The sequence below is a fragment of the Pseudodesulfovibrio sp. genome (assembly GCF_028692895.1).
GTDB lineage: Bacteria > Desulfobacterota > Desulfovibrionia > Desulfovibrionales > Desulfovibrionaceae > Pseudodesulfovibrio.
Map to the genome: position 1 here is coordinate 17,882 of NZ_JAQUWN010000027.1, position 26,857 is coordinate 44,738.

The 26,857-nt window shown below is 64.0% G+C and carries 19 protein-coding genes; 7 read left to right on the forward strand and 12 right to left on the reverse strand.

Annotated features, from left to right (window positions below):
* Nucleotides 1-77: 77 nt before the first annotated feature.
* The 7 genes from PHP91_RS08725 to nhaB all read left to right on the forward strand — a co-directional run bounded on the left by PHP91_RS08725 (nt 78) and on the right by nhaB (nt 7,632).
* Nucleotides 78-1,478 carry a sigma 54-interacting transcriptional regulator gene (locus PHP91_RS08725; RefSeq protein WP_300139626.1) on the forward strand — a complete coding sequence of 467 codons (1,401 nt, stop codon included), beginning with the start codon at nt 78-80 and terminating at the stop codon, nt 1,476-1,478.
* Between the two features lie 7 nt (nt 1,479-1,485).
* On the forward strand, nt 1,486-1,824 hold the full coding sequence (locus PHP91_RS08730) for a NifB/NifX family molybdenum-iron cluster-binding protein (protein WP_300139628.1): 339 nt from the start codon (nt 1,486-1,488) through the stop codon (nt 1,822-1,824).
* A 213-nt stretch (nt 1,825-2,037) separates the two neighbouring features.
* Nucleotides 2,038-2,409, forward strand: coding sequence for a response regulator (locus tag PHP91_RS08735; protein WP_300139630.1), 372 nt, complete (start codon nt 2,038-2,040; stop codon nt 2,407-2,409).
* A 42-nt stretch (nt 2,410-2,451) separates the two neighbouring features.
* Nucleotides 2,452-2,970, forward strand: coding sequence for a CBS domain-containing protein (locus PHP91_RS08740; protein WP_300139632.1), 519 nt, complete (start codon nt 2,452-2,454; stop codon nt 2,968-2,970).
* Nucleotides 2,971-2,984: 14 nt separating this feature from the next.
* On the forward strand, nt 2,985-4,460 hold the full coding sequence (locus tag PHP91_RS08745; RefSeq protein WP_300139633.1) for an SLC13 family permease: 1,476 nt from the start codon (nt 2,985-2,987) through the stop codon (nt 4,458-4,460).
* Between the two features lie 81 nt (nt 4,461-4,541).
* A complete protein-coding gene (locus PHP91_RS08750; protein WP_300139635.1) occupies nt 4,542-5,963 on the forward strand; it encodes a transferase in 1,422 nt (473 codons plus the stop codon).
* A gap of 49 nt (nt 5,964-6,012) precedes the next feature.
* A complete protein-coding gene (nhaB, locus tag PHP91_RS08755; RefSeq protein ID WP_300139637.1) occupies nt 6,013-7,632 on the forward strand; it encodes a sodium/proton antiporter NhaB in 1,620 nt (539 codons plus the stop codon).
* A gap of 76 nt (nt 7,633-7,708) precedes the next feature.
* On the opposite strand, the gene PHP91_RS08760 is transcribed toward nhaB, so the two are convergent.
* The 12 genes from PHP91_RS08760 to nifJ all read right to left on the reverse strand — a co-directional run bounded on the left by PHP91_RS08760 (nt 7,709) and on the right by nifJ (nt 25,856).
* Nucleotides 7,709-8,473 carry a transporter substrate-binding domain-containing protein gene (locus PHP91_RS08760; RefSeq protein WP_300139639.1) on the reverse strand — a complete coding sequence of 255 codons (765 nt, stop codon included), beginning with the start codon at nt 8,471-8,473 and terminating at the stop codon, nt 7,709-7,711.
* Between the two features lie 228 nt (nt 8,474-8,701).
* On the reverse strand, nt 8,702-9,070 hold the full coding sequence (locus PHP91_RS08765) for a hypothetical protein (protein WP_300139641.1): 369 nt from the start codon (nt 9,068-9,070) through the stop codon (nt 8,702-8,704).
* Nucleotides 9,071-9,171: 101 nt separating this feature from the next.
* Entirely contained in the window at nt 9,172-9,474 is a 303-nt protein-coding gene (locus PHP91_RS08770) for a Dabb family protein (RefSeq protein WP_300139643.1), read from the reverse strand.
* A 130-nt stretch (nt 9,475-9,604) separates the two neighbouring features.
* The gene (locus PHP91_RS08775) at nt 9,605-11,182 is read right to left on the reverse strand and encodes a methyl-accepting chemotaxis protein (RefSeq protein ID WP_300139645.1); all 1,578 of its coding nucleotides are present in this window, start codon (nt 11,180-11,182) and stop codon (nt 9,605-9,607) included.
* A gap of 217 nt (nt 11,183-11,399) precedes the next feature.
* Complete coding sequence (gene ldhH, locus PHP91_RS08780; RefSeq protein ID WP_300139647.1) at nt 11,400-13,553, reverse strand: L-lactate dehydrogenase (quinone) large subunit LdhH; 2,154 nt, start codon at nt 13,551-13,553, stop codon at nt 11,400-11,402.
* A 2-nt stretch (nt 13,554-13,555) separates the two neighbouring features.
* Nucleotides 13,556-14,182 (reverse strand): lactate utilization protein, encoded by a 627-nt coding sequence (locus PHP91_RS08785; protein WP_300139649.1) that lies wholly within the window; start codon nt 14,180-14,182, stop codon nt 13,556-13,558.
* A 75-nt stretch (nt 14,183-14,257) separates the two neighbouring features.
* A complete protein-coding gene (locus PHP91_RS08790; RefSeq protein WP_300139651.1) occupies nt 14,258-15,460 on the reverse strand; it encodes an acetate kinase in 1,203 nt (400 codons plus the stop codon).
* A 30-nt stretch (nt 15,461-15,490) separates the two neighbouring features.
* Entirely contained in the window at nt 15,491-17,608 is a 2,118-nt protein-coding gene (gene pta, locus PHP91_RS08795; RefSeq protein WP_300139653.1) for a phosphate acetyltransferase, read from the reverse strand.
* Between the two features lie 27 nt (nt 17,609-17,635).
* Nucleotides 17,636-18,916 (reverse strand): (Fe-S)-binding protein, encoded by a 1,281-nt coding sequence (locus PHP91_RS08800; RefSeq protein WP_300139655.1) that lies wholly within the window; start codon nt 18,914-18,916, stop codon nt 17,636-17,638.
* Between the two features lie 9 nt (nt 18,917-18,925).
* A complete protein-coding gene (locus PHP91_RS08805; protein WP_300139657.1) occupies nt 18,926-20,305 on the reverse strand; it encodes an FAD-linked oxidase C-terminal domain-containing protein in 1,380 nt (459 codons plus the stop codon).
* A 139-nt stretch (nt 20,306-20,444) separates the two neighbouring features.
* The gene (locus tag PHP91_RS08810) at nt 20,445-22,154 is read right to left on the reverse strand and encodes an L-lactate permease (RefSeq protein WP_300139659.1); all 1,710 of its coding nucleotides are present in this window, start codon (nt 22,152-22,154) and stop codon (nt 20,445-20,447) included.
* Nucleotides 22,155-22,265: 111 nt separating this feature from the next.
* Nucleotides 22,266-25,856: a pyruvate:ferredoxin (flavodoxin) oxidoreductase gene (gene nifJ / locus PHP91_RS08815; RefSeq protein ID WP_300139661.1), complete on the reverse strand. Its 3,591-nt coding sequence runs from the start codon at nt 25,854-25,856 to the stop codon at nt 22,266-22,268.
* Nucleotides 25,857-26,857: the final 1,001 nt, after the last annotated feature.

The following is a 26,857-nucleotide window of genomic DNA, read 5'->3' on the forward strand; positions in this document are numbered from 1 at the left end:
ACCGCTTGCCACGGCGGCGACGTTTCATTACGGTTCACGTTGCATCGAAATACGACAGTGAACAGGAGCGGCCCCCCGTGCCCACCCTCGATCCCGCCATCCTCAAGTGGCTGCTGCCCGACACGGACAGCCTCACCGACCTCCTCGACGAACTGCCCCTGGGCGTGGCCGTCATGGGATGGGACGGCACCCTGCTCGCGGTCAACAAGACCTACGAGACCCTGACCGGGGCGGACCGCCAGTCCCTGGTGGGCCTCAAGTGCCTGCACGGCCTGCGCTGCGACTACTGCTTCAAGGGCTGCCCGGTCCTGGCCGGGTGGAAGAAGGTGGACGCCCGCAGCGCCGAGGCCAACATCATCAGCCGCAACCGCAACAAGGTCTACGTCCGCCTGACCATTTCGCCCATCCTTGGCGACAAGGGCGAGGTGCGCGGTGCGGTGGAGACCGTGTCCACCCGGGCCACCCACACCCTGGAGGAAGGGACCGCCGGGCTGACCGGACTCGGCAACCTTGTTGGCAACAGCCCGGAAATACAGCGCATCTTCACCATGGTCCCGGCCATCGCCCAGACCGACTCCTCGGTGCTCATCACCGGCGAAACCGGCACGGGCAAGGACATGCTCGCCGAGGAGATTCACAACGCCTCGGACCGCAACGACGGCCCGTTCATCAAGGTCAACTGCGGCGCCCTGCCCGACACCCTGCTGGAGTCCGAGCTCTTCGGCCACGCCAAGGGCGCGTTCACCGGCGCGGACCGGGCCAAGCCCGGCCGATTCCGCATGGCCCACGGCGGCACCCTCTTCCTCACCGAGATCGGCGACCTGCCCCTGGCCCTCCAGGTCAAGCTCCTCTCCTTCCTGGACGACAAGGTCATCTATCCCCTGGGCTCCACCAAGGGGTTCCACGCCGACGTGCGCGTCATCGTGGCCACCCACCGCGACCTGGAGGAGATGGTCCGCCAGCGCAGGTTCCGTCAGGACCTCCTCTACCGCCTGAACGTCATCCGCCTCCACCTGCCGCCCCTGCGCAACCGGGGGGACGACATCCACCTCCTCCAGGACCACTTCCTGAAGATGTTCCAGGCCCGGTTCGGCAAGAAGGTCGAGGGATTCTCGGCCAACGCCCAGGCCCTGCTGGAGGGCTATCCCTACCCCGGCAACGTCCGCGAGCTGCGCAACCTCATCGAGTACGCGGTCAATTTCTGCGACGGCAAACAGATCCACACCCACCACCTGCCCGGCTACCTGCTGCGCGCCCCGGCCGCCCCGTCGCCCGAGCCCGAGCCGGAGCCGGCCGGCCCCTCGGCCGCGCAGCCCGACGTCCGCCCGGCCCGGACCGAGAGCTGGGAGGAGGTGCAGCGCCGGATGGTCCTCGACGCCCTGGTCAAGACCGGGGGCCGCAAACGGCAGGCCGCCGAGCTGCTCGGCTGGGGCCGCTCCACCCTGTGGCGCAAGATGAAACACTACGGCATCGACTGAGGCGGCCATGGAAAAGATACTCATCCCCCTGCTGGACAGCGACGTGGCCCCCCGGTTCGACCTGGCCACCGACGTGCTCGTGGTCTCCTTCTCCCGCGAGACCCTGACCATGGGCACCATCAAGGAAAAGGTCGTGGTCCTGAACAACGCCTCGTCCGAGGCCGCCTGCCGCCTCGCCCTGAGCGAAAACGTCCGCACGGTCATCTGCGCGGGCATCGAGGCGGAATACCACGACTTCCTGACCTGGAAAGGAATCAAGGTCCTGGACGACGTCTGCGGACCCGTGGACCTGGTACTCGAATCCTACCTGACCGACGCCCTGGAAAAGGGCATGTGCTTCTACTGAGCCGACACCGTTTCTATACGTTTCAAAATGACACTTGGCCAAAAACGCGTTTTGGACCAAAACGTTTCATTTTGCTTCTAAGCGTTTCCGCACCCCATTCTCATTTTTCATTCAACATCCGGCAACAACTGAAAAACTTCATATTGGCATAGCCATTGCCTATAAGGGGCCAGTCGCGTGAGGAACGACAACCGCTTTTCAGGCAAGGGTATCATGCACGTATTGCTCATCGACGCCGACGACGACTTTCGCCGCAACCTGGCGGACAGACTGTCCAAACGCGGACTGACGGTTCTGGACACCGGGGACGCCGAAGAGGCCGCCCGACTGGCGCGCGGGGAAAACGCCGAGGCGATTCTGGCCGGGCTCTCCAGCCCCAAGGAACCGCTGCTCTATTTCCTGTCCGAACTCCGGCAGGAACGCCCGGAAAGCACCGTCATCCTCATCAACCACTCCGGCGAGGTGTCGCTCTCCATCGAGGCCATGAAACTTGGCGTCGTTGACGAGGCGGGCGTCCCCGTGGACCTGGAGGACCTGCTCGGGAAGCTCCGGGCGGCGGTTGCATCGAGGAAAAGCGGCCATTAGGGGTTTGTGAAGTTGTTACCGTTTGTTGGGAGGAAGGAAGATATGAAAGTCAAAGACCTGATGATCCCCGTGGGCGAGTACCGCACCGTCGGCGTGGACGCCATCTTCGGCGAAGTGGCCGCCGCGCTGGCGGACAGCGGCCACCGCGACGTCATCGTCGTGGACGGGGACGGCAATCTGGCGGGCGTGCTGACCATGATCGACATCATGCTCGCCCTGGAGCCCAATTACAAAAAGCTTGGCAAGAAGGACCTGGGGTCCGACACACTGTCCAACCGCTACGTGGCGGACATCTTCAAGGAGTTCGGCCTCTGGTCCGACACCCTGACCAAGGTCTGCCAGAACGGATATGGCACCAAGGTCTCCGAGGCCATGCACGTGCCCGCAGAGACCGACTACCTGGACGAGGAAGACGCGCTGGAGCACGCCATCCACCGCTTCATCATCGGGACGCACCAGCCCCTCATCGTCCGCAGGGACGGCGCCATCACCGGCGTGCTGCGCATGGGCGACGTCTTTGGCGAAATCACCAGGCGCATGCTCGCCTGCCACGTCAAGTAGGGGAGGAGGAAACCATGGAAGCAGCTCCCGCCATCAAACCCGCCTTTGACTGGAAGCGCCTGGTCTTCATGCTCATCGGCGCGACCCTGTTCACCGTCGTCTATTTCTCTCCCTCCTGGCCCGACGCCATCGACCCGATGGGCCAGCACTTCATCCTGTCCAAGGAGGCCAAGGGCGCCATCGCCGTCTTCCTCCTGGCCGGAACATGGTGGGTCTTCGAGGTCGTGCCCATCGGCGTCACCTCGCTGATGATCGGCATCCTCCAGGTCATGTTCCTGATCCGGCCCGCCAAGGTCGCCTTCAAGGACTTCATGGACCCGTCCGTGCTCTTCATCTTCGCCTCCATCATGATCGGCCTGGTCTTCACCAAGACCGGCCTGACCAAGCGGCTGGCATACAAGATGCTCGACATCGTGGGCGAGCGGACCTCCATGATCTATCTCGGCGTCTTCGTGGTCACGGCCGCGCTGACCCACATCATGGCCCACACCGCCGTGGCAGCCACCATCTATCCCCTGCTCCTCGCCATCTACGCCCTCTACGGCGAGGGCGACCGGCCCACCAAGTTCGGCAAGGGACTGTTCATCGGCATGGCCTATGTGGCCGGCGCGGGCTCCATCATCACCCTGCTCGGCGCGGCGCGCGGCGCGGTGGCCCTCGGCTTCTTCAAGGAAATCGTCCACGTCGAGGTCGGATTCTTCGAGCTCACCTACTACATGGCCCCCATCGGATGGGGCATGACCTTCCTGCTCTGGCTGTTCTTCATGATCTTCCTCAAGCCCGAAAAGGACCGCATCCCCGGCCTGCGCGAAAAGGCCCGCGAGCTCAACGCCAAGATGGGCAGCCTGACCCGCAACGAAATCATGGCCGCCGTCATCGTGGCCACCGTCATCATCATCATGTCCCTGCGCGCCTTCGTCCCCGCCCTCAAGGCCGTGGACAAGACCGCCATCATCCTCTGTTCCTCGGTCCTGTTCTTCGTCTTCAAGATCCTGGACCTCAAGGACCTGGAAGACATCCCCTGGAACATCATCCTGCTCTTCGCGGGCGCCATGTCCATCGGCTTCTGCCTGTGGGAGACCGGCGCGGCCAAGTGGATGGCCGTCAACTGGCTGGTCATGTTCCAGGAGGCCAACTGGTTCGTCTTCATCATGTCCATCGCCTTCTTCGTGATGATCATGACGAACTTCATCATGAACGTGGCGGCGATAGCCATATCGCTCCCGGTCGCACTCGTCATCGCGCCCTACCTGGGCGTGGCTCCTGAGGTCATCCTCTACGCCTCGCTGGTCATGGCGGGCATGCCGTTCCTGCTCCTGGTGGGCGCGGCTCCCAACGCCATCGCCTACGACTCCGGCCAGTTCACCCCCGGCGAGTTCTTCAAGTGGGGCGTCCCCGCCTCGCTGCTGCTCATGGTTATGGTGGGCCTCGCCGTGCTGGTCATCTGGCCCCTCATGGGTATGCCTATCACCCTGCCCGCAGGGGGGTAGCCAAGCAAACCAAGATATGGAATAACTACGGTTGCCGTGTTGAACACGGCAACCGTAGTTCTCCACAACCCCCGGAAAGCCATGGAAAAATTAGAAGCCTTATTCGACCATATCGCCTCCAGGGTCAACGTGAACCTCAAGCCGCTCGGCATCGACGTCCGCCCCCTGCTGCAGAATTCCATCCCCAGGGAACGCCACCTGCTCTACTACGCGTTCTACGCCCTGACGCAGGACCACCCCCTCAGCTTCAAATTCCTGAACTCCAATCTGGCCGGGAGCTATTTCCTGGGCAAAACCATGGTCGACCGATCGGTCCTCTACAAGAGCGACATCCGCGGCGACGAGCTTAAGCGCAAGGGCGACGTGGTGGAGTTCAACGGCGTGAAGACCAGGCTCTTCTATGACGAGGTCATCCGCATCATCAATTCGTTCCTGGTCAAGACCCTTGTCCACAACAACTCGAAAAACGCCGAGATGCCCGAGGTGTTCCGCATCCTGAACACGGTCGCCATGCACTTCTCCAACATCCACGGCACCACCTGCGAAGGCGTCTACCTCGGCCCCTTCGCCACCGCCGACTTCTCGGTCATGCACAACTGCGTGGTCGGGGACTTCTCCTACGTCCAGGCGGGCGACCTGGCCAACAAGATCATCGAGCCCGGCAGGGTCTGGATCCGGGCGCGGGGACTCTATGAATTCAACTACGTCTTCCCGGAAGGCGTGGTGGAAAAATACGTCAAACTGAACGAGCACGGACAGCTCTCCGGCAAGTTCATCGAATACGTGGACGAAACCAAGGAGGACTTCGTTCCCGTCTACTCCACCCTCGCCCCCGAGCCGCTGGAGAACATTCCCGAGTCCACTTATGTAAGCCCCTATGCCGTCATCAAGGGACAATGCGAGATAGGGGAGAACTGCCTGATCGTGCAACGCGCCCACGTGGAGAACTCCGTCGTGGGCAAGGGCTCCAACGCCCAGGAAAACTGTTTCATCAAGAACTCCGTCTACGAGGGCAACGACGTCACGGCCCACGGCGGAAAGGTCATCCACGCCCACATAGGCAAAAACGTTTTCGTGGGCTTCAATTCCTTCGTTCATGGAACCAAGGACGCGGCCATCACCATCGGCCGCGACTCCATCGTCATGCCGCACACCATCATCGACGCCGAGGAGCCCATCGAGGTTCCCGAGAACTCGGCCATCTGGGGTTACGTGACACGGCAGGCGGACCTGGCCAACCAGTGCGTGGATTTGGAGCAATTCTCGAAGACTACCGATCTCACGCTCGGAAACGCCACCTTCAAGGGGGATGGCGACGCCTTCGTCAAGGCGTTCCGGCACCGCATCGAGCACATCCGCGAGGAAAACGGCGCCTACTACAACGGCACGGAAAAGACTCGCGGTCACGCACAAAAGACGCAGGATGCCTGCTTCAACATCCTCCAGCCGTTCCAATCCGGTCCGGGGATGGGCATGTATCCGACAATGACCATCGGCGAATAGGTTGCCGGCGGATCAGCGACAACCAGTCACACGAGTTAGGAGAACCACCATGTCCCAGTCACTAGCGGCTGCCTTCGGCAAGAACTTTCTCGGCAATGCGCCGGGATGGTACAAGACGGCGATTCTTGCCTTTCTCATCATCAACCCCATCCTCATCTACACGGCGGGCCCCTTCGTCGCCGGATGGGTGCTCATCGGCGAATTCATCTTTACCCTGGCCATGGCGCTCAAATGCTACCCGCTCCCCGCGGGCGGCCTGCTGGCCATAGAGGCCGTCATCTTCAAGCTGACGACCCCGTTGACGGTCTATCATGAAGCGAAGAACAACTTCGCCGTCATCCTGCTGCTGATTTTCATGGTGGCGGGCATCTACTTCATGAAGGACTTCCTGCAATACACCTTCACCCGCATCCTCACCAGGGTGCGCTCCAAGATCGCCATCTCCCTGATGTTCTGCTTCGCGGGCGCGTTCCTCTCCGCCTTCCTGGACGCCCTGACCGTCACCGCCGTCATCATCGCGGTGGCCTTCGGCTTCTACAACGTCTACCACCGCTTCGCCTCCGGCAAGAACATGCAGTGCGAGCACGACCTGTGCTCCGACAGCACGGTCAAGGAGACGCAGCGCGAGGAGCTGGCCCAGTTCCGCGCCTTCCTGCGCAACCTGATGATGCACGGCGCGGTGGGCACCGCCCTGGGCGGCGTGTGCACCCTGGTCGGCGAGCCCCAGAACCTGCTCATCGGCGAGGAAATGGGCTGGCATTTCATACCGTTCTTCCTCCAGGTGGCCCCGGTCTCCATGCCGGTCCTGGCCGTTGGCCTCCTGACCTGCATCTTCGTGGAGCGGTTCCACATCTTCGGCTACGGCGCGGTCATGCCGGGCAACATCCGCTCCCACCTGCTGGAGACCGCCATCCAGATGGAGGAAAAGCGCGGCGCCGAGGGCAAGGCCAAGCTGATCGTCCAGGGGCTTATCGGCGTCTGGCTGATCGTGGCCCTGGCCCTGCACCTGGCCGAGGTCGGCATCATCGGCCTCTCGGTCATCGTCCTGCTGACCTCGCTCAACGGCTACACCGACGAGCACCAGTTCGGCCCGGCCTTCGAGGAAGCTTTGCCCTTCACCGCCCTGCTGGTGGTCTTCTTCTCCATCGTGGGCGTCATCCATGACCAGCACCTGTTCGCCCCGGTCATGCATCTGGTCCTCTCCATGCACGGCCACATGCAGATGGCGGCCTACTACATCGCCAACGGCCTGCTTTCCATGATCTCCGACAACGTGTTCGTGGCCACGGTCTACATCTCCGAGACCAAGATGCACTTTGTCCAGTTGCTCGGCACCGTCCCCGGCGTCACCGACTCCGTGGCCCTCATGGACAAGCTGACCGACCCGCACCTGAACCGCCCCGATGTCATCGCCTCGCTGCCCCAGGCCATCCAGGGCCAGGTCGGCGACATGATGCGCCACTTCGACAAGCTGGCGGTGGCCATCAACACCGGCACCAACATCCCGTCGGTGGCCACGCCCAACGGGCAGGCGGCCTTCCTCTTCCTGCTGACCTCGGCCCTGGCCCCGGTCATCCGGCTCTCCTACGGCCGCATGGTCATCCTGGCCCTGCCCTATACCATCACCATGTCCATCACGGGCCTAGCCGCCACCTACTACTTCCTGTAGCCCCGGCGGAAACACGCAATAAAAAAGGGCTCCGCACGAATGCGGAGCCCTTTTTTTCACGTCCTCGGTCCGACCGCTACCGGCCGGGGAAAATCATCTCCAAATACCGCGCCTGGACGTCCCCGGCCGATATCCGCCGCAGCCCCTCGTTGAAGACCCGGAGCAGCTCCCGGCCCCGCGCCCCCCTCTTGAAGCAGACGTGCAGGGAGTTGATCCCGAGCAGCCGGTCGTTGAGCTTGAGCAGGTGCGCCCGCGACCGGAGCGACTCGTCCGTCAGGCACAGGTAGCGGAAGACATTGACATCCACCGCGGCCATATCCACACGGCCGCCCAGGACCTTGCGCAGGTTGAACAGGTCGTTGACCGACGTGTCGACCTCCAGCTTGCCGTCGGCCACCATCCGGTCGAACGGCTCCGTGTTCACATAGCCCTTGACCGTGCCGATGCGCAGCCCGATCAGGTCCTCCAGCCGCTTCCACGCGAAATCGTGGCCGGCATACTCGGCAAAGCCCAACGAACTGGAGCCCATGGCCTCGGAATAAAGGAAAAGCCCACTGCGGAGGCTCGATGCGTATTCGGGATAGAACCCGTCCACGTCGGGGTCGTGCAGGGCGAGGTCGACGGCGCGCTTCCAGGGGAAATACCGGACCTCGACGACGTAGCCCATGCTCTCGAAGGCGGTGCGGACCACCTCGCCGCTGGCTCCGCCGCGCGTCAGGGCCGCGCCCGTATAGGGCGGCCACTCCAGGGAAGTGAGGACCACGGTCCGCTCGGCGCACCAGCCGGACGTCGCGAATCCGATGGCGAGGGAAAGGAGAAGGAGGAACAGGCGACGACTCATCCAGCTCCGCATACTTCCTCCATGGCGACGGTCATGCGTGCACTGCCCGACCCGTGGCGCACAGGGGGGACGGAAGGATCGAAAACGAGGCTACCGGCCTGCGCCAATGCCGACCAACTGCGACGCCGATTCGGCGGACGCTTCGGACAACAGCTACCGCCTGCAATGAATCATATCACAACTCCACCGGGGATGCCCGAAAAAAATCCGGGCGCCGGTGGAGCCGCGTCAGGCGTTCACCTTGGGCGATTCGGTCAGATGTTCGCGGCACAGCCAGATGATGGACTGACGATTAACGTCGAAATGCGGACTGACGTCGCCGGTCGCCCCGCAGATGGCGCACTGGTGCCCCTCCTCGCACTGCGGGAAGCAGTCGATGGAATTGAGCATCTTGTTGAAGCGATCGATGTAGCGAAACATCGGATGCTTGCGATGGCGGCGGATATCCTTGCTGTTCAGCTTGCCGTTGTCGTTGACCTTGACCGTGATCATGCGGGAGCGGTTGATGAGCCCCTCCTTCTTGTTCATGACCACCTTGGTCGGTTCTTCCCAGCGGCAGATGATCCGCTTTCGTTCCTGATCATAACGCATGGACATGGCGTTCTCCTTTGGTTGACCCTTTTCAAGCCTTCCCTGTCAGCCATCGGGAATAGTTGCTCGTATCCACACCCCCGGACCGGGCCCCAACCGGTCCTTGACTACATCACGAAATCGACGGCCTTGCGGCTGTTCACCACACCCTTGATGAAGGCGACGCACGCCTGGTGCTCGGGGTGGCTCTGGTAATGATCCAGGGCGGCCGCGTCGTCGTGATCCGAACACAGCAGGATATCGCAGCACGGCTCTCCCCCCAGGATCTCCATGCTCACGGCGATGTCACGCAGCCCCTCGATACGCCCTTTCAGCGCTTCGAGCATACCCTTCATTTTTACGGCGTTTTCCTTGGCGGTGACGCCGTCCACTTCCTCTTTCAACGTCCACATGACGATGTGTCTGACCATTTGTCTCTCTCTTACCTGTGCAATTCCAGAATGTTGCGAGCCACCAGGGCCAATGCGCAGTTTTCCTTAATAGGAACTGTAAGCATTAACCGACCACTTGTCAGCATTTCCGATCAATTTATAAAGGCTCTCATTGCATTTCGCGGATGATGCGGCCGAGATCACCCGAAAGCTGGGCCAGCCGCTCGATGGCCTGTGAGGCGTCCTGCATCAGCAGGCCGGTCTCGCCGCAAAGCTGGTTCATGTCTATGGTGGCCCGGTTGATTTCGTCGCTGGTGGCGGACTGCTGCTCCGCCGCCGTGGCGATGGAGCGGACCCGGTCGGACGTGGCCTGGGCCACCACGACGATGTCGGCCAGGGCGTCGCCGGACTTGCCCGCCATCTCGGTGCTCCGTCCCACGGCGCGCACGGCGGCCCCGGTGGCCTCCACATTGGCCCGCGCGCCCTCCTGGATGCCGGTGATGGCGGCGTGCACCTCGTTGGTGGCCTGCATGGTCTTCTCGGCCAGCTTGCGGACCTCGTCCGCGACCACGGCGAATCCCCGGCCCGCCTCGCCCGCCCGGGCCGCCTCGATGGCGGCGTTGAGGGCCAGCAGGTTGGTCTGGTCGGCGATGTCCTCGATGACCCCGAGCACCTTGCCGATCCCGTCGGCCCGCTCGTCGAGCTCCTCCATGGACTGGCGCAACTCCTCCGCACGGCCCGCCACTTCGTTGATCGCCGTGACCGCGTCGGCCACGATGTGCGAGCCGTCCTCGGCGCTGGCGCGGGCCTTTTCGGCGTCCTCGGCCGCCTCCTGGGCATGGCGGGCCACTTCGAGGACCGTGGCGTTCATTTCCTCCATGGCCGTGGCGGTCTCGCCGGTGCGGGCCGTCTGGAGTGCGGCCCCCTCGTGCGCCCTGCTCACCAGCGTGCGCAGTTGGGTCGCGGCGTCGGCCAGCTCCTCGGACACCTCGGTGGCCTCGGCGGCGGCCTTCCCGATGCGCTCGTTCTGCTGGGTGATCGCCCGCTCGTGGCGCTTCAGCTCCGTGGTGTTCAGGTACAGGCAGCAGCCTCCGGTAACCTCGCCCTCCACGTCGGTCAGGGGGAAAAGGTTGATGAGCACGTGAATGTCGCTGCCGTCCTCGTGGATGAACTTGGCCTCCACGTTCATGCCCCGGCTGTTGTGCTCCATGCAGTCGGCGATCTTGGAGCGCCTGTCGTCCTTGTAGAATATCCGGGAAATCTGCTTGCCGTAGAAAAACTCCGGCTCCCTGGGGGAACCGAGCATATCCAGGCACTCGCGGTTCAGGAAGGCCACGTTCGAGTCCGTATCCACAATGCAGATGGGAATGGGCAGCCCCTTGAGAAAGCTCTCGGAAAAGCCCAGGCGCTCCTTGAACCGCTCCGACAGCTCGCGGATGCCCGCGCCCAGGACGGGCAGCGCGCGGGCCAGCCCGTCCCCGTCCGTCTCGGCATAGCGGGCGTCGAGAATGCGCCGTACATATTCCGAGGCCAGGGTCAGGGGGAGGCCGACGCTGCGCCCAAGCAGCAACGCCAGCGCGACGCCGTACAGGCAGAAGACGGCAAGCAGGATGCCGAGGGCCCCGCCCGAGCCCAGGCTGTCGCCCAGCCAGGCAACCGCCCCGAACGAGAGCGCCGCGCCCAGGGCGAGCACGCCAAGATAAGTAATGAAAACAGTACGAATCGGGGAATCTGTCTTTACCGACATCAGCTTTCCCTCCCGGATCGGTTCAATGAACTCTCGTTATCTGGATACACGTCCGGCCTATGGAGAAAAAATGGACTCCCCGCCCCGCAGCGGGCGGGGAGTCCGACATGAAGGCTCGGTCCGGAGGAAGCGGTTTTGCTTCGAGGAATTGCGGTCCAACCGTCAATAAGCCTCATGCCAAATATGGCGCGGCGGCCGCATAGCGGCCGCCGACGGGTTATTTCTTCTTGCTGTCGTCCAGGAGCTCGGCCACGTGGCGTACCTTGATGCTGGAGCCGCGCCGCTTGAGGCCGCCGCGCAACTGCATGATGCAGCCCGGACAGTCGGTATACAGCTCGGAAGCGCCGGTGGCCTCCACGTTGTCCAGCTTCTTGCGCAGCAGCTCGGCCGAGAGTTCCGGGAACTTCATGGAGAAGGTGCCGCCGAAACCGCAGCAGACCTCTTCCTCGGCGCAGGGCACGTACTCCTTGCCCGCCTTGGCCAGCAGCTCGCGCGGGGCCTCATGCACGTCCAGCCCCCGGCAAAGGTGGCACGGCGCGTGGTAGGTGGCCTTGCCGCCGCTGCCCTTGAACTCGTCCGCCTTCACCTTGAGCACGTCGTTGACGAAGGAGGAATAGTCCATGATCTTGGCCGAGAAGTCGTCTGCGCGCAGCTTGAGGCTCGGCTTGCCCATGACCAGCTTGGGGTAGTTGTGCTTGAGGTGCGCGGCGCAGGAGGCGCAGAGCGTGATGATGTAGTCGTACTTCGAGGGATCGAAGGCCGCCAGGTTCTGGGCCGCCACGTCGTGGGAGGCCTTCATCTCGCCCATCATCTGCACGGGCAGGCCGCAGCAGGTCTGGCCCATGGGATAGTCCATGGACACGCCCTCGGCCTCGAAGAGGCGGACGGCGGACTGCATCTGCTCGGGATAGACGAAGTCCTGCACGCAGCCCGAGAACAGGGCCACGCGGTACTTCGGGTTCTCCACGCGCGGCGCATTCTGCTGCCACCAGTCGCGGAACGGCTTTTCCGCGATGGTCGGCAGGGCCCGGAAGGAGTGCTCCTTGGAGAAGATCATGGGCAGGTGGCGGATGAAGCCGTCTTTCTCCGCCACGGGGCGCTGCCCCCACTTGGCGGCGCGCAGCAGGCCGTGGAAGAGCTTGCGGTTGCGCAGCACCTGGCCGAGCAGCACCGAGGGCAGCGGATGCCCGTCCTCCTCCATGATCCGGGCATGGATGGTCTTTATCAGGCGGGGCAGGTCGATGCCGCCCGCGCAGACGTCCTTGCACGCCTCGCAGTTGATGCAGTTCTGGACCAGGTTCTTGGCCTTTTCCTTGCCGTGGAAGAAGTAGGTCAGGATCAGGCCGATGGCGCCGATGTAGATGTGGCCCATCTTGTGCCCGCCCACCAGCCGGTAGACCGGGCAGACGTTGGCGCAGGCGCCGCAACGCACGCAACGGTTGACCTGGGAGAAGAGCGGGTCCTTGACCAGCTCGCTGCGCCCGTTGTCCAGAAACACGTAGTGGATTTCCTTCTTGCCGTCCTCGGCCGCCAGGCACTCGTTGGCCCCGGTGATCCAGGTCACGTAGGACGTGATCTGCTGGCCGGTGGCGTTGCGCGGCAGGACCTTGAGGATGCGCAGTGCGTCGTGCAGGGTGGGCAGCAGCTTGTCGATGCCCATGAGCGCGACGTGGACCCGGGGCAGCGTGGTGACCAGGCGGGCGTTGCCCTCGTTGGTCACGATGCCGATGCCGCCGGTCTCGGCGATGGCGAAGTTGGCGCCGGAGATGCCCATGTCCGCTTCGATGTACTTGCTGCGCAGCTCGCGGCGGGCGACCTTGACCAGCTTTTCGATCTCGGTGTCCTGCTTCTTGCCGGTGACCTCGGTGAAAAGGTCGCCCACCTGGAAGCGGGAGAGGTGGATGGCGGGCATGACCATGTGGGACGGGCCCTCGTGGCGGAGCTGGATGATCCACTCGCCCAGGTCGGTCTCGGTCACTTCGATGCCCGCGGCCTCCAGGTCGTGGTTGAGGAGAATCTCCTCGGCGGTCATGGACTTGGATTTGACGATCTTCTTGCACTCGGCGTCGCGGGCGATCTTGGTGATGATCTTGTTGGCCTCGTCGGCATCGTGGGCGAAATGGACGTGCACGCCCGCCGCCTCGGCGTTGGCCTTGAACTCGGCGTAGAGGCGATCGAAATCGGCGGCCGCGGCGTCCTTGGAGGCGGCGATCTCGCCGATCAGCCCCTTGACGTCTATTCCCTTGAAGGCGTTGGCCCGGCCGGCGCGGTAGGCGACGGCGAAATTGTCCAGGGTGGTGCGCAGGAAGTCGTTGTCCAGGGACTCGCGCAGTTCCTCGCGGTATTCCTTGAGATCGTGAGCTTTCTGCATGGCTAGTCCTCCAGGAGCAGGATGTGCAGTTCAAGGGGGCCGTGCACGCCCAGGGCGAGCACGCGCTCGATATCCGCAGTACGGCTCGCGCCGGTGACGAAGGCCAGGTAGTCCGGCGTGTTCTTCATGCGGGTGAGCATCATCTTTTCCACGGCGTAGGTGTTGGCTCGTATCTTGGACGCGGACAGCATGCAGACGTGAAATTCGCTGACCATGGTCGCCAGTCGCAGGTCCTCGCTCGGGCAGTCGATCATCAGCGTGCCGGTGTCGGCAATGCCGTACTCGGCAACGGTGAACCCGATGTCCAGACCGGCCAGCTTGTCGCGCAGGCCGCTGTTGATGCACTCGAAACCGGCCTTCTTGGCCTTGGTGGCGAGCTTTTTGTAGAGCTCGGGCTTCAGGCCGGGCGCGGCGATGACCTTCCGCTGCTTCTCGTCGCAAAGGTCGCCCGCCTTGTCGGAGACCGCCAGGTCGCAGCCGCTGACCAAAAGCTGGCAGGCCTCTTTCCGGTCACACAGGTCGACGACGTAGGCGATGGCCTCGTCCTCGTTCGCTATGGCGACCACGGTGGCGGAAACGAGCTCCGCCTTTTCCTTGAATCGCTGGGAAATGGATTCCTGCGAAGACATTGATATTGACCTCCTCCGTATGCCCCAAGCCCCCTCCCTCCGGAGGGGGCTCCGCAACGGGCTTGTAGTTATACCCTAACCAGCGACAAGCGCCAGGGTCTCACGGGCAATGGCCAGCTCCTCGTTGGTCGGGATGACCCATATGGAGACGGGGCTGTCGTCCGTGCTTATCTTGCGCGGGTCCTTGGAGCGGACCGCGTTGGCCTCTTGGTTGATCTTCATGCCGAAGGGCTCCAGCCCCTCGATGGTCTTGGCGCGCACGACGTCGTCGTTCTCGCCGATGCCCGCAGTGAAGACCACGCCGTCCACACGGCCGAGAACGGCCATGTAGGCGCCGATGTATTTGCGGCTCCGGTAGGTCTGGACGGCCAGGGCCAGTTTGGCGCGCTCGTCGCCCTTCCCGATGGCCGCGTGGATGTCGCGCATGTCGTTCATGCCGCACAGCCCCTTGAGGCCGGACTCCTTGTGCAGGATGTTGTCGATGGCGGCCACGTCCAGGCCGCGGTTCACGGCCAGGTAGTTGTGCACAGCCGGGTCCACGTCGCCGGAGCGGGTGCCCATGACCAGCCCCTCCAGCGGGGTCAGGCCCATGGAGGTGTCCACGCACAGGCCGTTCTTGACGGCGGCCATGGAGGCGCCGTTGCCCATGTGGATGGTGATGAGGTTGGTCTCCTCCAGGGGCTTGCCCAGGAGACGGGCGCACTCGCCGGCCACGTACTTGTGGGAGGTGCCGTGCGCGCCGTAGCGGCGGATGCGGTCCTTCTCGTAGTACTCGTAGGGAATGGCGTACATGTAAGCGTGCGACGGCATGGTCTGGTGGAACGCGGTGTCGAACACCAGGATCTGGGGCACGCCGGGGAACAGTCTGGTGGCGTCCTTGGCCCCGCCCAGGTTGGCCGGGTTGTGCAGGGGCGCCAGCCGCTCGGTTTCGGTCAGGGCGGGCCACAGGTCGTCGGTGATGATGAGCGAGGCGTTGAACGGGCCGCCCGCCACCACGCGGTGGCCCACGGCGCTGATCTCGTCCTTGGAGCAGACCGCGCTTTCGCCCTGGGTAATGAGGTCGATGACCATCTGGAGGCCCACCCCGTGGTCGGGGATGGGCTGCTCCAGGTTGACGACCATCTGCCTTTCGGTGCCGGGGTGCGCCTTGTTGATCAGGCTGCCCTGCTCCTCGCCGATGCGCTCCACCAGTCCGGAGACCAGGACGGACTCGTCTTCCATGTCCAGCAGTTGATACTTGATGGAGGAACTGCCGGAGTTGATAACCAGAATCTTCATTATGCTGACGCCCTTTCTCGGTTGCTTAAACTACTTGCCCTTTTCAGCCTGGGCCTGGATGGCCGTGATGGCCACGGTGTTGACGATATCCGGGACGAGGCAGCCGCGCGACAGGTCGTTGACGGGCTTGTTCAGTCCCTGCAGCACCGGGCCGATGGCCACGGCGTTGGCGGCGCGCTGCACCGCCTTGTAGGTGTTGTTGCCGGTGTTCAGGTCCGGGAAGATGAAGACCGTGGCGTGTCCCGCCACGTCGGAATCGGGCATCTTGACGGCCGCCACGTCCGGGTCCACGGCCGCGTCGTACTGGAGCGGCCCCTCGATGGGGAAGTCCAGGCCGCGCTCCCGGCACAACTGCTTGGCGATGGCCGCGGCCTCGGTGACCTTCTCGACGTCCTCGCCCTTGCCGGAGGAGCCGGTGGAGTAGCTGAGCAGGGCCACGCGCGGCTCGATGCCGAAGACCTTGGCGGTCTCGGCCGAACCGATGGCGATCTCGGCCAACTGGCGGGCGTCCGGATTCGGGTTGACCGCGCAGTCGCCGTAGACCAGGACCCGGTCCTTGAGGCACATCAGGAACACGGACGAGACGATGGAGCATCCCGGCTTGGTCTTGATGAACTCGAAGGCGGGCCGGATGGTCTGGGCCGTGGTGGTCACCGAGCCGGAGACCATGCCGTCGGCAAGGCCCTTGTACACCATCATGGTGCCGAAGTAGGTCGGATCGGACATGCGGTCCCAGGCCATTTCGGCGATGACGCCCTTCTTCTTTCGCAGCTCCAGGTATTCCTCGGCGAAGCTGTCGAGCAGCGGCGACTCGGCCGGGTCGATGATCTGCGCCTGGGAGATGTCCAGGCCGAACTTGGAGGCGTTGTCGCGAATGACCTGTTCGCGGCCGAGCAGGATGATTTCGGCCACGCCGCGCCGCAGCAGGATGTCGGCCGCGCGCAGGATGCGCTCGCCGGAGCCCTCGGGCAGGACGATGCGCTGCTTGTCGCGGGACGCCTTGTCCACCAGGAAGTACTCGAACATCTTCGGGGTGATCCGGGTGTCCCGCTCCTCGACCACGCGCTCGCGCAGCTCGGTGGCGTCGACGTGGCTGGCGAAGTCGCCCAGCGCGGTGGCGATGCGCTGGTAGTCGTCCTTCTCGATGCGTCCGTAAAGCCGGTTGAGCTCCTGGACGTTGTAATAGGTGTGGCCCTTGACCGAGAGCACGGGCACGGGCACGCCGGTCCAGCCCTCGATGAGCCGGTGCACCGACTCGGACACGGGCAGTCCTCCGGTAAGGACGATGCCCGCAATGTCCGGGTAGGCGCTGGAGAGCCGGGAAGTCAGGCAGGCCAGGATGATATCCGACCGGTCGCCGGGGGTGATGACCAGGCTCCCCTTCTTGATGTACTGGAGGAAGTTGCCGATCTGCATGGCCGCGACGAGGTAGTTGTCCACCAGCCCGGACATGCCGCTGTGCCCGTAGAGGACGTCGGCGTCCAGCCAGCGCTTGACGTCGCCCATGGAGGGCTTGCCCAGCGCTTCGTTCTCGGGAATGACGTAGACCGGCATGGGCTCCTTGCAATGGACCTTGCATTGGATGTCCTTGGCCATGTCCCGGGTCATGCCCGCCGGGGCGCGGTTGATGATGCAGCCCACCAGGTCCACGCCCTTTTCCTCAAGGGTGTCCACCGTGGTCTGGGAGAGTGAGACCACCTCCTCGGGCGTCTTTTCACGGCCCGAGGAGATGATCAGCACCGGTGCGCCGATATTGGCCGCGATCTCCGCGTTCAGGTCGAACTCGAAGGCCGGGTCCTTGCCCTTGAAATCCGTGCCCTCGCAAAGCACGAAGTCGTACTCGCCTTCCAACACCTTATACTTGTTGAGGATGTTCTCAAGCATCAGTGCGTGCTGGCCGGAGTTGGTCAGCTCGCGCGCCTGCTTGAGGGTGTAGGCATAAGTGTCGCGATAGGGGATGGAGAGCTTGAAGTGCTCGATCAGCAGCGAGATGTCGTGGTCTTCCCGCCCCTCGCCGGGGTCGTTGATGATGGGACGGAAGATGGCGACGTTATCCACTTCCTTCAACAACATCTGCATCACGCCGAGGATGACGGCGGACTTGCCGCTACGCTCCTCGGTTGCACTCACATACAGATTCTTGGACATTTTTCTTCTTTCCTTAGGTTGACCGTTTTATCGGCACCCGTCCGCGTACAGTTCGATGACATGCTTGACGCCGATTCCGGCCTTCTTTCTGGAAAGCATGTCGGTGAGCTGCATCATGCAGGCGGGACAGCTCGTGGCCACGATGTCGGCTCCCGACGCCACGACGTTGTCCGCCTTGCGGCCGCCGATCTTCTTCGACAGCTCGTAGTGGGCGAGGTTGAAGCTGCCGCCGCATCCGCAGCAGGTGCCGGCTTCATTCATTTCCTTGAACTCGCACCCGGCCGCACGGATCAGATTCCGGGGCTGGGCGGTGATGCCGAGTCCGTTCTTCAAGTGGCAGGGATCGTGATAGGTCACAGTCCTGCCGCCTCCTTCACGAGGAGCCACTTTGAGAACATCAACCAGGAATTGGCTGATGTCCATGGTTTTCCGCGCGATGTTCGCGATGTCGAACTGCCGCGCGGAGGCGCCCTTGTACATGGTGGGCCACAGTTCCTTGATGGTCGAGGTGCAGGAGGCGCACCCGGTCACAAGGTAGTCGTACTCGCCGGAGCGGAGCACGTCGACGTTCATGCCCACCAGGGTGTTGAAGGTGTCGGTGTCGCCGCTGGACAGGACCGGAATGCCGCAGCAGGCCTGGCCCTTGGGCATGTAGACGCCCACGCCGTGGCGCTCCAGCACTTCGAGAATCGCCTGCCCCACGTGGGGGAAGATCTTGTCGATGACGCAGCCGACGTAGAAGGCGACCTTGATGCCGCTCTTGCCCGCCGGAGTGTTCAGCTCCGGCACGATCTTGTGCAGGGGCTTGTCGGCCAGGGCGGTGAAGTGGCGGTCGCCGATGACAGGGGCGTTGAACCGGGCGCAGGAGGAACCGAGCAGGTCGTCCTGCTTCTTGGTGAACACGCCCTGGAACTTGGAGCCCATGTCGATGAGCATGTTGAACAGCCGGGGGTTCTTCAACATGCCCCGGAAGATGGCCTTCTTGACCGGGGACAGGCCGAAGTAGCCGGTCATGATCGCCCTCGCCTTGAGGAAGATGTCCATGACCTTGACGCCGCTCGGGCAGTTGGCCTGGCAGGTGCCGCAAAGCAGGCACCGGTTGAGTTTGTCGTTGACGCCCTCGGGGTCGGTCAGCATCTCGTTGGCCAGCCCCTCCAGCAACGCGATCTTGCCGCGCGTGACGTCGGCCTCGCGCCCGGACTGGGCGAACACCGGACAAACCGCCTGGCACATGCCGCAGCGCATGCAGCCGACCAGCTGGTCGTCCAGCTCCTTGAACATTTGCGCAAGCTGATGAATGTCTGCCATGGGAACCACCTACCCTATGATCTTGCCGGGGTTGAGGATGCCCTTGGGATCGAGCACGGACTTCATGCGACGGGCGTAGGCCAGGGTGCCCTTGGAGGTTTCCATCTCCATGTACTTGGACTTGGCCAGGCCGATGCCGTGCTCGCCGGAGAGCGTGCCGCCCATGGACAGGGCCTTGTCGAAGATCATGTCGATGGCCTTTTCCACGCGCGCCCATTCCTCCTTGTTCCGCCGGTCGGTCAGGATGGTGGGATGCAGGTTGCCGTCGCCCGCGTGGCCGAAGGTGCCGATGGTCAGGTCGAACTTCTTGGCGATCTCGTCCAGGACCTCGATCATGGCCGGAATCTTGGAGCGGGGCACCGTGGCGTCCTCAAGCACGCAGGTGGGCTTGAGGTTGGCCAAGGCGGGCAGTGCGTCGCGGCGGGCCTGCCACACGGCGTTGCGCTGGGCGGCGTCCTTGGCGACGTTGATGGCGGTGGCGCCGTTCTCCTTGCAGATGCGCTCCACCACGGCGGCCTCGTCCTCGACCTGGGCGGGGTGGCCGTCCACCTCGATGAGCAGCATGGCGGCCGCGTCGACGGGCAACCCGGCCCCGCGGAAGTTCTCCACGGTGCGGATGGTGAAGTTGTCCATCATCTCCAGGGTGGCGGGCACGATCTTGTTGGCGATGATCGCGGCCACGGTCTCGGAGGCGGCCTTCATGGACGGGAAGATGGCCATCATGGACTTGGCGGCCTGCGCCGGAGGCACGAGCTTGAGGATGATCTTGTCGAACACGCCGAGCGTGCCCTCGGAGGCGACCATGAGGCCGGACAGGTTATAGCCGGTGACGCACTTGACGGTGCGCGAGCCGGACTTGACCAACTCGCCGTTCACGTCCCAGAACTCGATGCCCATGACGTAGTCCTTGGTCACGCCGTACTTGAGGCCGCGCAGGCCACCGGCGTTCTCGGCCACGTTGCCGCCCAGGGTGGAGACGGCCTGGCTGCCCGGGTCCGGGGGATAAAACAGACCGCGAGCGGCCACTTCGGCAGCGAACTTGGCCGTGACGACGCCGGGCTCGACCACGGCGTACATGTCCTCCTCGTTGATTTCGAGGATGCGGTTCAACCCGTTGGTCAGGACGACCACTCCGCCGGGATGCGGGATGGTGCCGCCCGACAGGTTGGTGCCCGCGCCGCGCACGGTGAGATGAGTGCCGTTGTCGTTGCACAGCTTCACGCACTTGCCCAGCTCCTCGCTGGTGGACGGACGGACGACCAGGGCGGGCATGACGGAATCCAGAACCGCCGCATCGTAGGAATAGGAATGGCGGTCCGTTTCGCTGGTCATGACGTTTTCGGCGCCGACGATCGCTTCGAATTCCTTGGTGATGGCGTCTTTGCTCATTGCTAGCTCCTTGACATGAAATTTGTTTTGCCGGGCACCACGCCCGGCTTCCTGACATTATTCGGCTAAAGTGCCCATTGACTCAACACAATCCGACCGGATCGGGAGAGGCGGTCGCCCGCCCCTCCCGAAGGATCGACTAGAACAGGCCGGGCATGAACACGAAGCTCATCAGCGAGGCCACGACGCCCACGACCAGGCCGTAGAGCAGGAAGGGCCACACGGTGCGCTTCAGGATCGCGCCTTCCATGCCGGAGAGGCCGACCACCGCGCAGGCGGCGACGATGTTGTGGATGCAGATCATGTTGCCCATGGCGCCGCCGGTGGCCTGAGCGGCCACGATGATCTGGCGCGGCAGATCCAGGTTGGCGGCGACGCCCCACTGGAACTCGGCGAACAGAAGGTCGGAGACCGTGTTGGAACCGGTGATGAACGCGCCGAGACCGCCCACGTAGGAGGCCACCATGGGCCAGGCGTTACCCGCGATGGCGGCGACGGCCTTGGCCATGGCCAGCGGCATGGACGGGTAGGAGTTCGGGTTCAGGGCCGCGTCGGCGATGCCGGAGCCGCGGAAGATGGAGACCAGGGCCACCGCCGCAAACAGGGCGATGGTGGGGTTCTTCATGGTCTTGAAGGCCTGCTTCCAGGCGAGCGAGACCTTGGGACCGGGCATGCCGTGGATAAGGACGGTCAGCAGGGCCACCAGGACGAACGGGATGGTGCCGGGCAGGTAGAGGTAGGCGATGGACGCGTTGACGCTCTTGAAGCCCAGGATGTTGTTGAACTTGATGGCCTGGGCGGCGAGGATGCCCTTGAGGCCCAGTTCGGGGATGCGGGTCACGACCAGGATCAGGCCGATCAGGATGTACGGCAGCCAGGCCTTGAACTGGCTCATGTGGGCCTTGAACTCGGAGGCGTCGGCGGAAACGGAGCCGGTCCATTCCGGGTCCCACTTGTCGGAGGGGCCGAAGTCCCAGCTCTTCGCGGGCATACAGAAACCGGCCTTGGCGCCGGCGATGATGACGCCCAGGCCGACCAGGCCACCGATCAGGGCCGGGAACTCGGGACCGACGAACCAGGCGAAGATCATGTAGGGAATGGTGAAGGAAACGGCGGCGAAGACACAGAACTTCCAGGCGGCCAGGCCGGGCTTCCAGCTACGCTCGGGGCCGAAGAAACGGGTGATGAAGCCGAGCATGAAGACGGGCAGGATGAAGATCATGCCCAGGTGCATGAGGGTGGCCCACTGGCCGACCAGGCCGATGAAGCCGCCCATGCTGGTGAAGTTGACGCCGGCCGCGCCGGAGGCGATGGCCTGGTCAACGCCCGGAGCCAGGAACTTCAGGCCCAGGACGACCGGGGTGCCCACCGCGCCGAAGGTGACCGGGAAGGAGTTGAAGACCAGGCAGATGATGGCTGCGGCGAGGGGCGGGAAGCCCAGGGAGAGCAGCAGCGGGGCGGCCAGGGCGGCGGGGGTGCCGAAGCCGGCCGCGCCTTCGATGAAGGCGGCGAACATGTACCCGATGATGATGGCCTGGATGCGCCGGTCGGGCGTGATGTTCTGCATCCCGTGCTGGATGGTCTCCATGCCGCCGGAATGCTGCAGGGTGCGCAGGATCAGGATTGCGCCGAAAACGATGATCAGAATGCCGATGGCGGTAACGAAGCCCTGCAGGGTGAGGGCGGCCACGTACTTGACGGGAAGGCCCCAGACGGCCACGGCGCCGGCCGCGGCGGTAAGCCACGCGAGCGGCATGGCTTTGGTGGCGGGCCAACGCATGCCCACCATGAGAACGAGCGCCACCAGAATCGGCAGCAACGCCACGAGAGCGAGAACCTCAATAGACATTACAACACCTCCATTCGGAAAACACGGAATCCACAGTTTGACACATTTATGTGCGGGGCGGAGCCAGACAAGGCCTCCGCAAGGGCTCCGCCCCGCACGAACATCAGACGATTATCTGCCGTCGTCACACGGCTCGCCGGAGCCGGTGCTTTCGGCGGAAACGCCGGTCTCACACACGTCCATCGCCGGGGCCTCGGGCTTGCCGAAATCGGCGGCGGCGAGGTGGCTCAGGAGAGTGTAGCGGTCGGCGTAATCCTTCTCGATCCGGGCGCGGAACACCTTGGAGACCTCCGGGTGGAAGCGCTCCAGCATGGCGTAGCGGTTTTCGCCCGACAGGAACTCCTGCAGGGTGCCGTCGGGAGCCTTGGACTCCAGGGTGAAGGGATTCTTCCCTTCGGCGGCGAGCTGCGGGTTGTAGCGGAACAGCGGCCAGTAGCCGGAGCCCACGGCCAGCTTCTGTTCGAGCTGGGTCTTGCCCATGCCCTTCTTGATGCCCTGGTTGATGCACGGGGCGTAGCAGATGATAAGGGACGGTCCGTGGTAGGCCTCGGCCTCCTCGAACGCCTTGAGCAACTGCTGCTTGTCCGCGCCCATGGCGACCTGGGCCACGTAGACGTAGCCGTAGGTCATGGCCATGCGGGCCAGGTCCTTCTTGCCGGTGGCCTTGCCGCCGGCGGCGAACTTGGCGATGGAGCCGAGCGGCGTGGCCTTGGAGGACTGGCCGCCGGTGTTGGAGTACACCTCGGTGTCCATGACCAGGATGTTCACGTCCTTGCCGGAGGCGAGGACGTGGTCCACGCCGCCGTAGCCGATGTCGTAGGCCCAGCCGTCACCGCCGAAGACCCAGACGGACTTCTTGGTGAACAGGTCGGCGTCGGCCGCGATGGCCTTGAGCTCGGGGTCGGTGGCGCTGGCCAGGACGGCCTTGAGGGCGTCGCCGGTCTCGACGGAGGCGGCGGCCTCGCCGCGGGCGGCCAGCCAGCCTTCCAGGGCGGCCTTGACGTCGCCGGTGGCGGTCGCCGCGGCGGCTTCGCACTTGGCGGCCAGGATCTCGCGGCGGCGGTTCACGCCCATCTCGATGCCGAAGCCGAACTCGGCCGCGTCCTCGAACAGGGAGTTGCCCCAGGCCGGGCCGAAGCCGTCACGGTTGGTGCAGTAAGGGGTGGACGGCGCGGACGCTCCCCAGATGGAGGAACAGCCCGTGGCGTTGGCGATGATCATCCGTTCGCCGAAGAGCTGGGTCAGCACCTTGACGTACGGGGTCTCGCCGCAACCGGCGCAGGCGCCGGAGAATTCCATGAGCGGCTGGCGGAACTGGGAGCCCTTGACCGAGTCGCGCTTGAAGGCGTCCTTGTAGGACACGGTCTCGGCGAAGTCGAAGTTGGGCACCTCGGTCTCGGTCTGGGTGGCCAGGGGCACCATGACCAGGGCCTTTTCCTTGGCCGGACAGATGTCGGCGCAGTTGCCGCAGCCCAGGCAGTCGAGGGTGTTGACCTGCATGCGGTAGCGCATCCCCTTGACCTCCTTGCCCTTGGCCTCCTGGGTGGCGAAACCGGCCGGAGCGGCCTTGGCCTCGGCCTCGTCCAGCAGGACAGGACGCAGGGCGGCGTGGGGACAGACGAAAGCGCACTGGTTGCACTGGATGCAGTTGTCGGCGATCCACTCGGGCACCTTGATGGCCACGCCGCGCTTCTCGAAGCGGGCCGTGCCCAAGGGCATGGTGCCGTCCTTGGAGAAGGCGGAGACCGGCAGGTCGTCGCCCTTCTGGGCCAGGACCGGGCGCATGACGTTCTTCACGTAGTCCGGCTCGTCGGTGGCCTTGGCCGGATCGTCGGCCAGGCTCGCCCAGGCCGCGGGCACGTCGATGGACACCAGGGCGTCGGCGGACTTGTCCACGGCGGCGCAGTTCATCTCGACGATCTTCGGGCCCTTCTTGCCATAGGCGGCTTCGATGCCGCCCTTGAGCAGGGCCACGGCCTGTTCGAACGGGATGACGTCGGCCAGCTTGAAGAAGGCGGTCTGCATGACCATGTTGATGCGGCCGCCCAGGCCGACATCGCCGGCGATCTTCACAGCGTCGATGGTGTAGAACTTGAGGTTCTTCTTGGCGATGGTGCGGCGCATGGCGGCCGGGAGCTGCTCGTCCATCTGGTCCTGGGTCCAGGCGCAGTTGAGCACGAAGGTGCCGCCGTCCTTGATGCCGTCCAGCACGTCGTAGAGGTGGACGTAGCTCGGGTTGTGGCAGGCCACGTAGTCGGCGGCCGTCACCAGGTAGGTGGACTGGATGGGCTTGTGGCCGAAGCGCAGGTGGGAGATGGTGATGCCGCCCGACTTCTTGGAGTCGTAAGCGAAGTAGCCCTGGGCGTACATGTCGGTGTTGTCGCCGATGATCTTGATGGCCTGCTTGTTCGCGCCCACCGTCCCGTCGGAACCGAGACCCCAGAACTTGCACTGCACCGTGCCTTTCGGCGTGGTGTCCAGGGTCTCGGTAACGACTAGGGAGGCATTGGTCAGGTCGTCGTTGATGCCCACCGTGAAGCGGGTTTTGGGGGTGCCGTCCGCGAGGTTGTCAAAGACGGCCTTGACCATGGCGGGGGTGAATTCCTTGGAACCGAGGCCGTAGCGGCCGGCGACGACCTTCGGGCCTTCGCCCTTCTCCAGGAAGACCGTGCAGACGTCCTGGAACAGCGGATCGCCCAGGGCGCCCGGCTCCTTGGTGCGGTCGAGCACGGCCACGGTCTTGGCGGTGGCGGGCAGGACGGCCAGGAAGTGTTTGGCGGAGAACGGACGGTACAGGCGAACCTTGAGCAGGCCGACCTTCTCGCCATTCGCGACCAGGTGGTTGACCACTTCCTCGATGGTCTCGCAGGAGGAGCCCATGGAGATGATGACGCGCTCGGCGTCGGGCGCGCCCACGTAGTCGAAGGGCTTGTAGGCCCGGCCGGTCAGGGCCGAGACCTTGCCCATGCACTCCTCGACGATGGCGGGGATGGCGTCGTACTCGGCGTTGGTCGCCTCACGGCCCTGGAAGTAGATGTCCGGGTTCTGGGCGGTGCCGCGCACGTTCGGGTGCTCGGGGTTCATGGAGCGGGCGCGGAAGGCGGCCACCTTGTCCATGTTCAGCAGCGGCTTCATGTCGGCGTAGTCGATGGTCTCGATCTTCTGGATCTCGTGGGAGGTGCGGAAGCCGTCGAAGAAGGAGACGAAGGGCACGGACGCCTCGACAGTGGCCAGGTGGGCCACCAGGGCGAGGTCCATGACCTCCTGGACAGAGGCCGAGGCGAGCATGGCGAAGCCGGTCTGGCGACAGGCCATGACGTCCTGGTGGTCGCCGAAGATGGACAGGGCGTGGGCTGCGATGGCGCGGGCCGAGACATGGAAGACGCAGGGAAGCAGCTCGCCCGAAATCTTGTACATGTTCGGGATCATCAGCAGCAGGCCCTGGGAGGCGGTGAAGGTGGTGGTCAGCGCGCCGCCGACAAGGGAGCCGTGCACCGCGCCGGCCGCGCCGGCCTCGGACTGCAACTGACGGACTTCCACGGTCTGTCCGAAAATATTCTTGCGGCCCTGGGAGGCCCATTCGTCGGCGATCTCGCCCATGGTGGACGAAGGGGTAATGGGATAGATGGCGGCGGTTTCGCTCATTGCGTAGGCCACCCAGGCGGCGGCGCTGTTGCCATCCATCGTTTTCATCTTGGACATTCGATCATTCTCCTGTTCGGTTGAGGCTCGATTTTCCGGTTTCCAGTGGCTCCATCCGCTGCTGCGGGCGCGAATGGCCGAAGCAACCTGACCCTATAACTCAATATTCGTGCCAATTCAGTTATAATCCAATTTTCCCTGCAATGACGGTGAATTGTAACAAAGCGCGTATTTTAGGAACCAGCCCAAAACACCTGCCGCAGTCCGAAAAAAAGGACTCACTCAAGCCGCTTGTATTGAAATGGAACAAGGAAAGCCCCCGGCTCGGGTCTGCCGTGCAGGGAACAGCCCGCCGCAACGGGAAAAACCGACAAGTCCGGAATTCCGGACTCGCCCGTCTTCAAGCGGTGAGCGGGCGGGACACCACCGCATGTCCTCCGCTGCCTCAGAAGTTCCGGGCCGCGTGGGGATAAACGCGGGAAACGATTCCTTCCCCGCCCCGGCCGGAAGCGCTCATAGTATTGTAGTAATGGTACGCCCCCCTCGCGGGACGGCTCCGCGAGCGGGACGGGAAATCGGTTGGAGCCGCCAGGACGCGGCGGCGCTGACAGGACAATCCCGCACGCGGCCGCAGCACCGCCCTTCCAACATGCAAGCGGAAGGAACCGGCATGATCGACGACGCGACTCCCTGCGGCGCTCCGGAAAGGCGCGCGGGGAGCCCCCCTCGTCCACGACGCACTGAACGGATGGAAACACCGCAGCCGGCCGGGAGGCGACCGCTGCAAGGGACTTGATCCCGCTTGGCAAGACGCCGTCCGGGAAAACGGACGTATCCGGCATCGTCTCCCGCGCGCGGGACCATGTCCGATTTGCCGGACAGGCGGGCGCAGGCTGCGTCGGCCCCAGGGCAACCGCGATTTCCCAAAAAAAGAAAGGCCCTCCTGGAACCAGGAGGGCCTTCAAGACCTATTTCTGAAAACCAATCTATTTGATGGCGTCTTTCAGAACCTTGCCGGGCTTGAACTGGGCAACCTTGCAGGCCGGGATCTTGATCTCGGC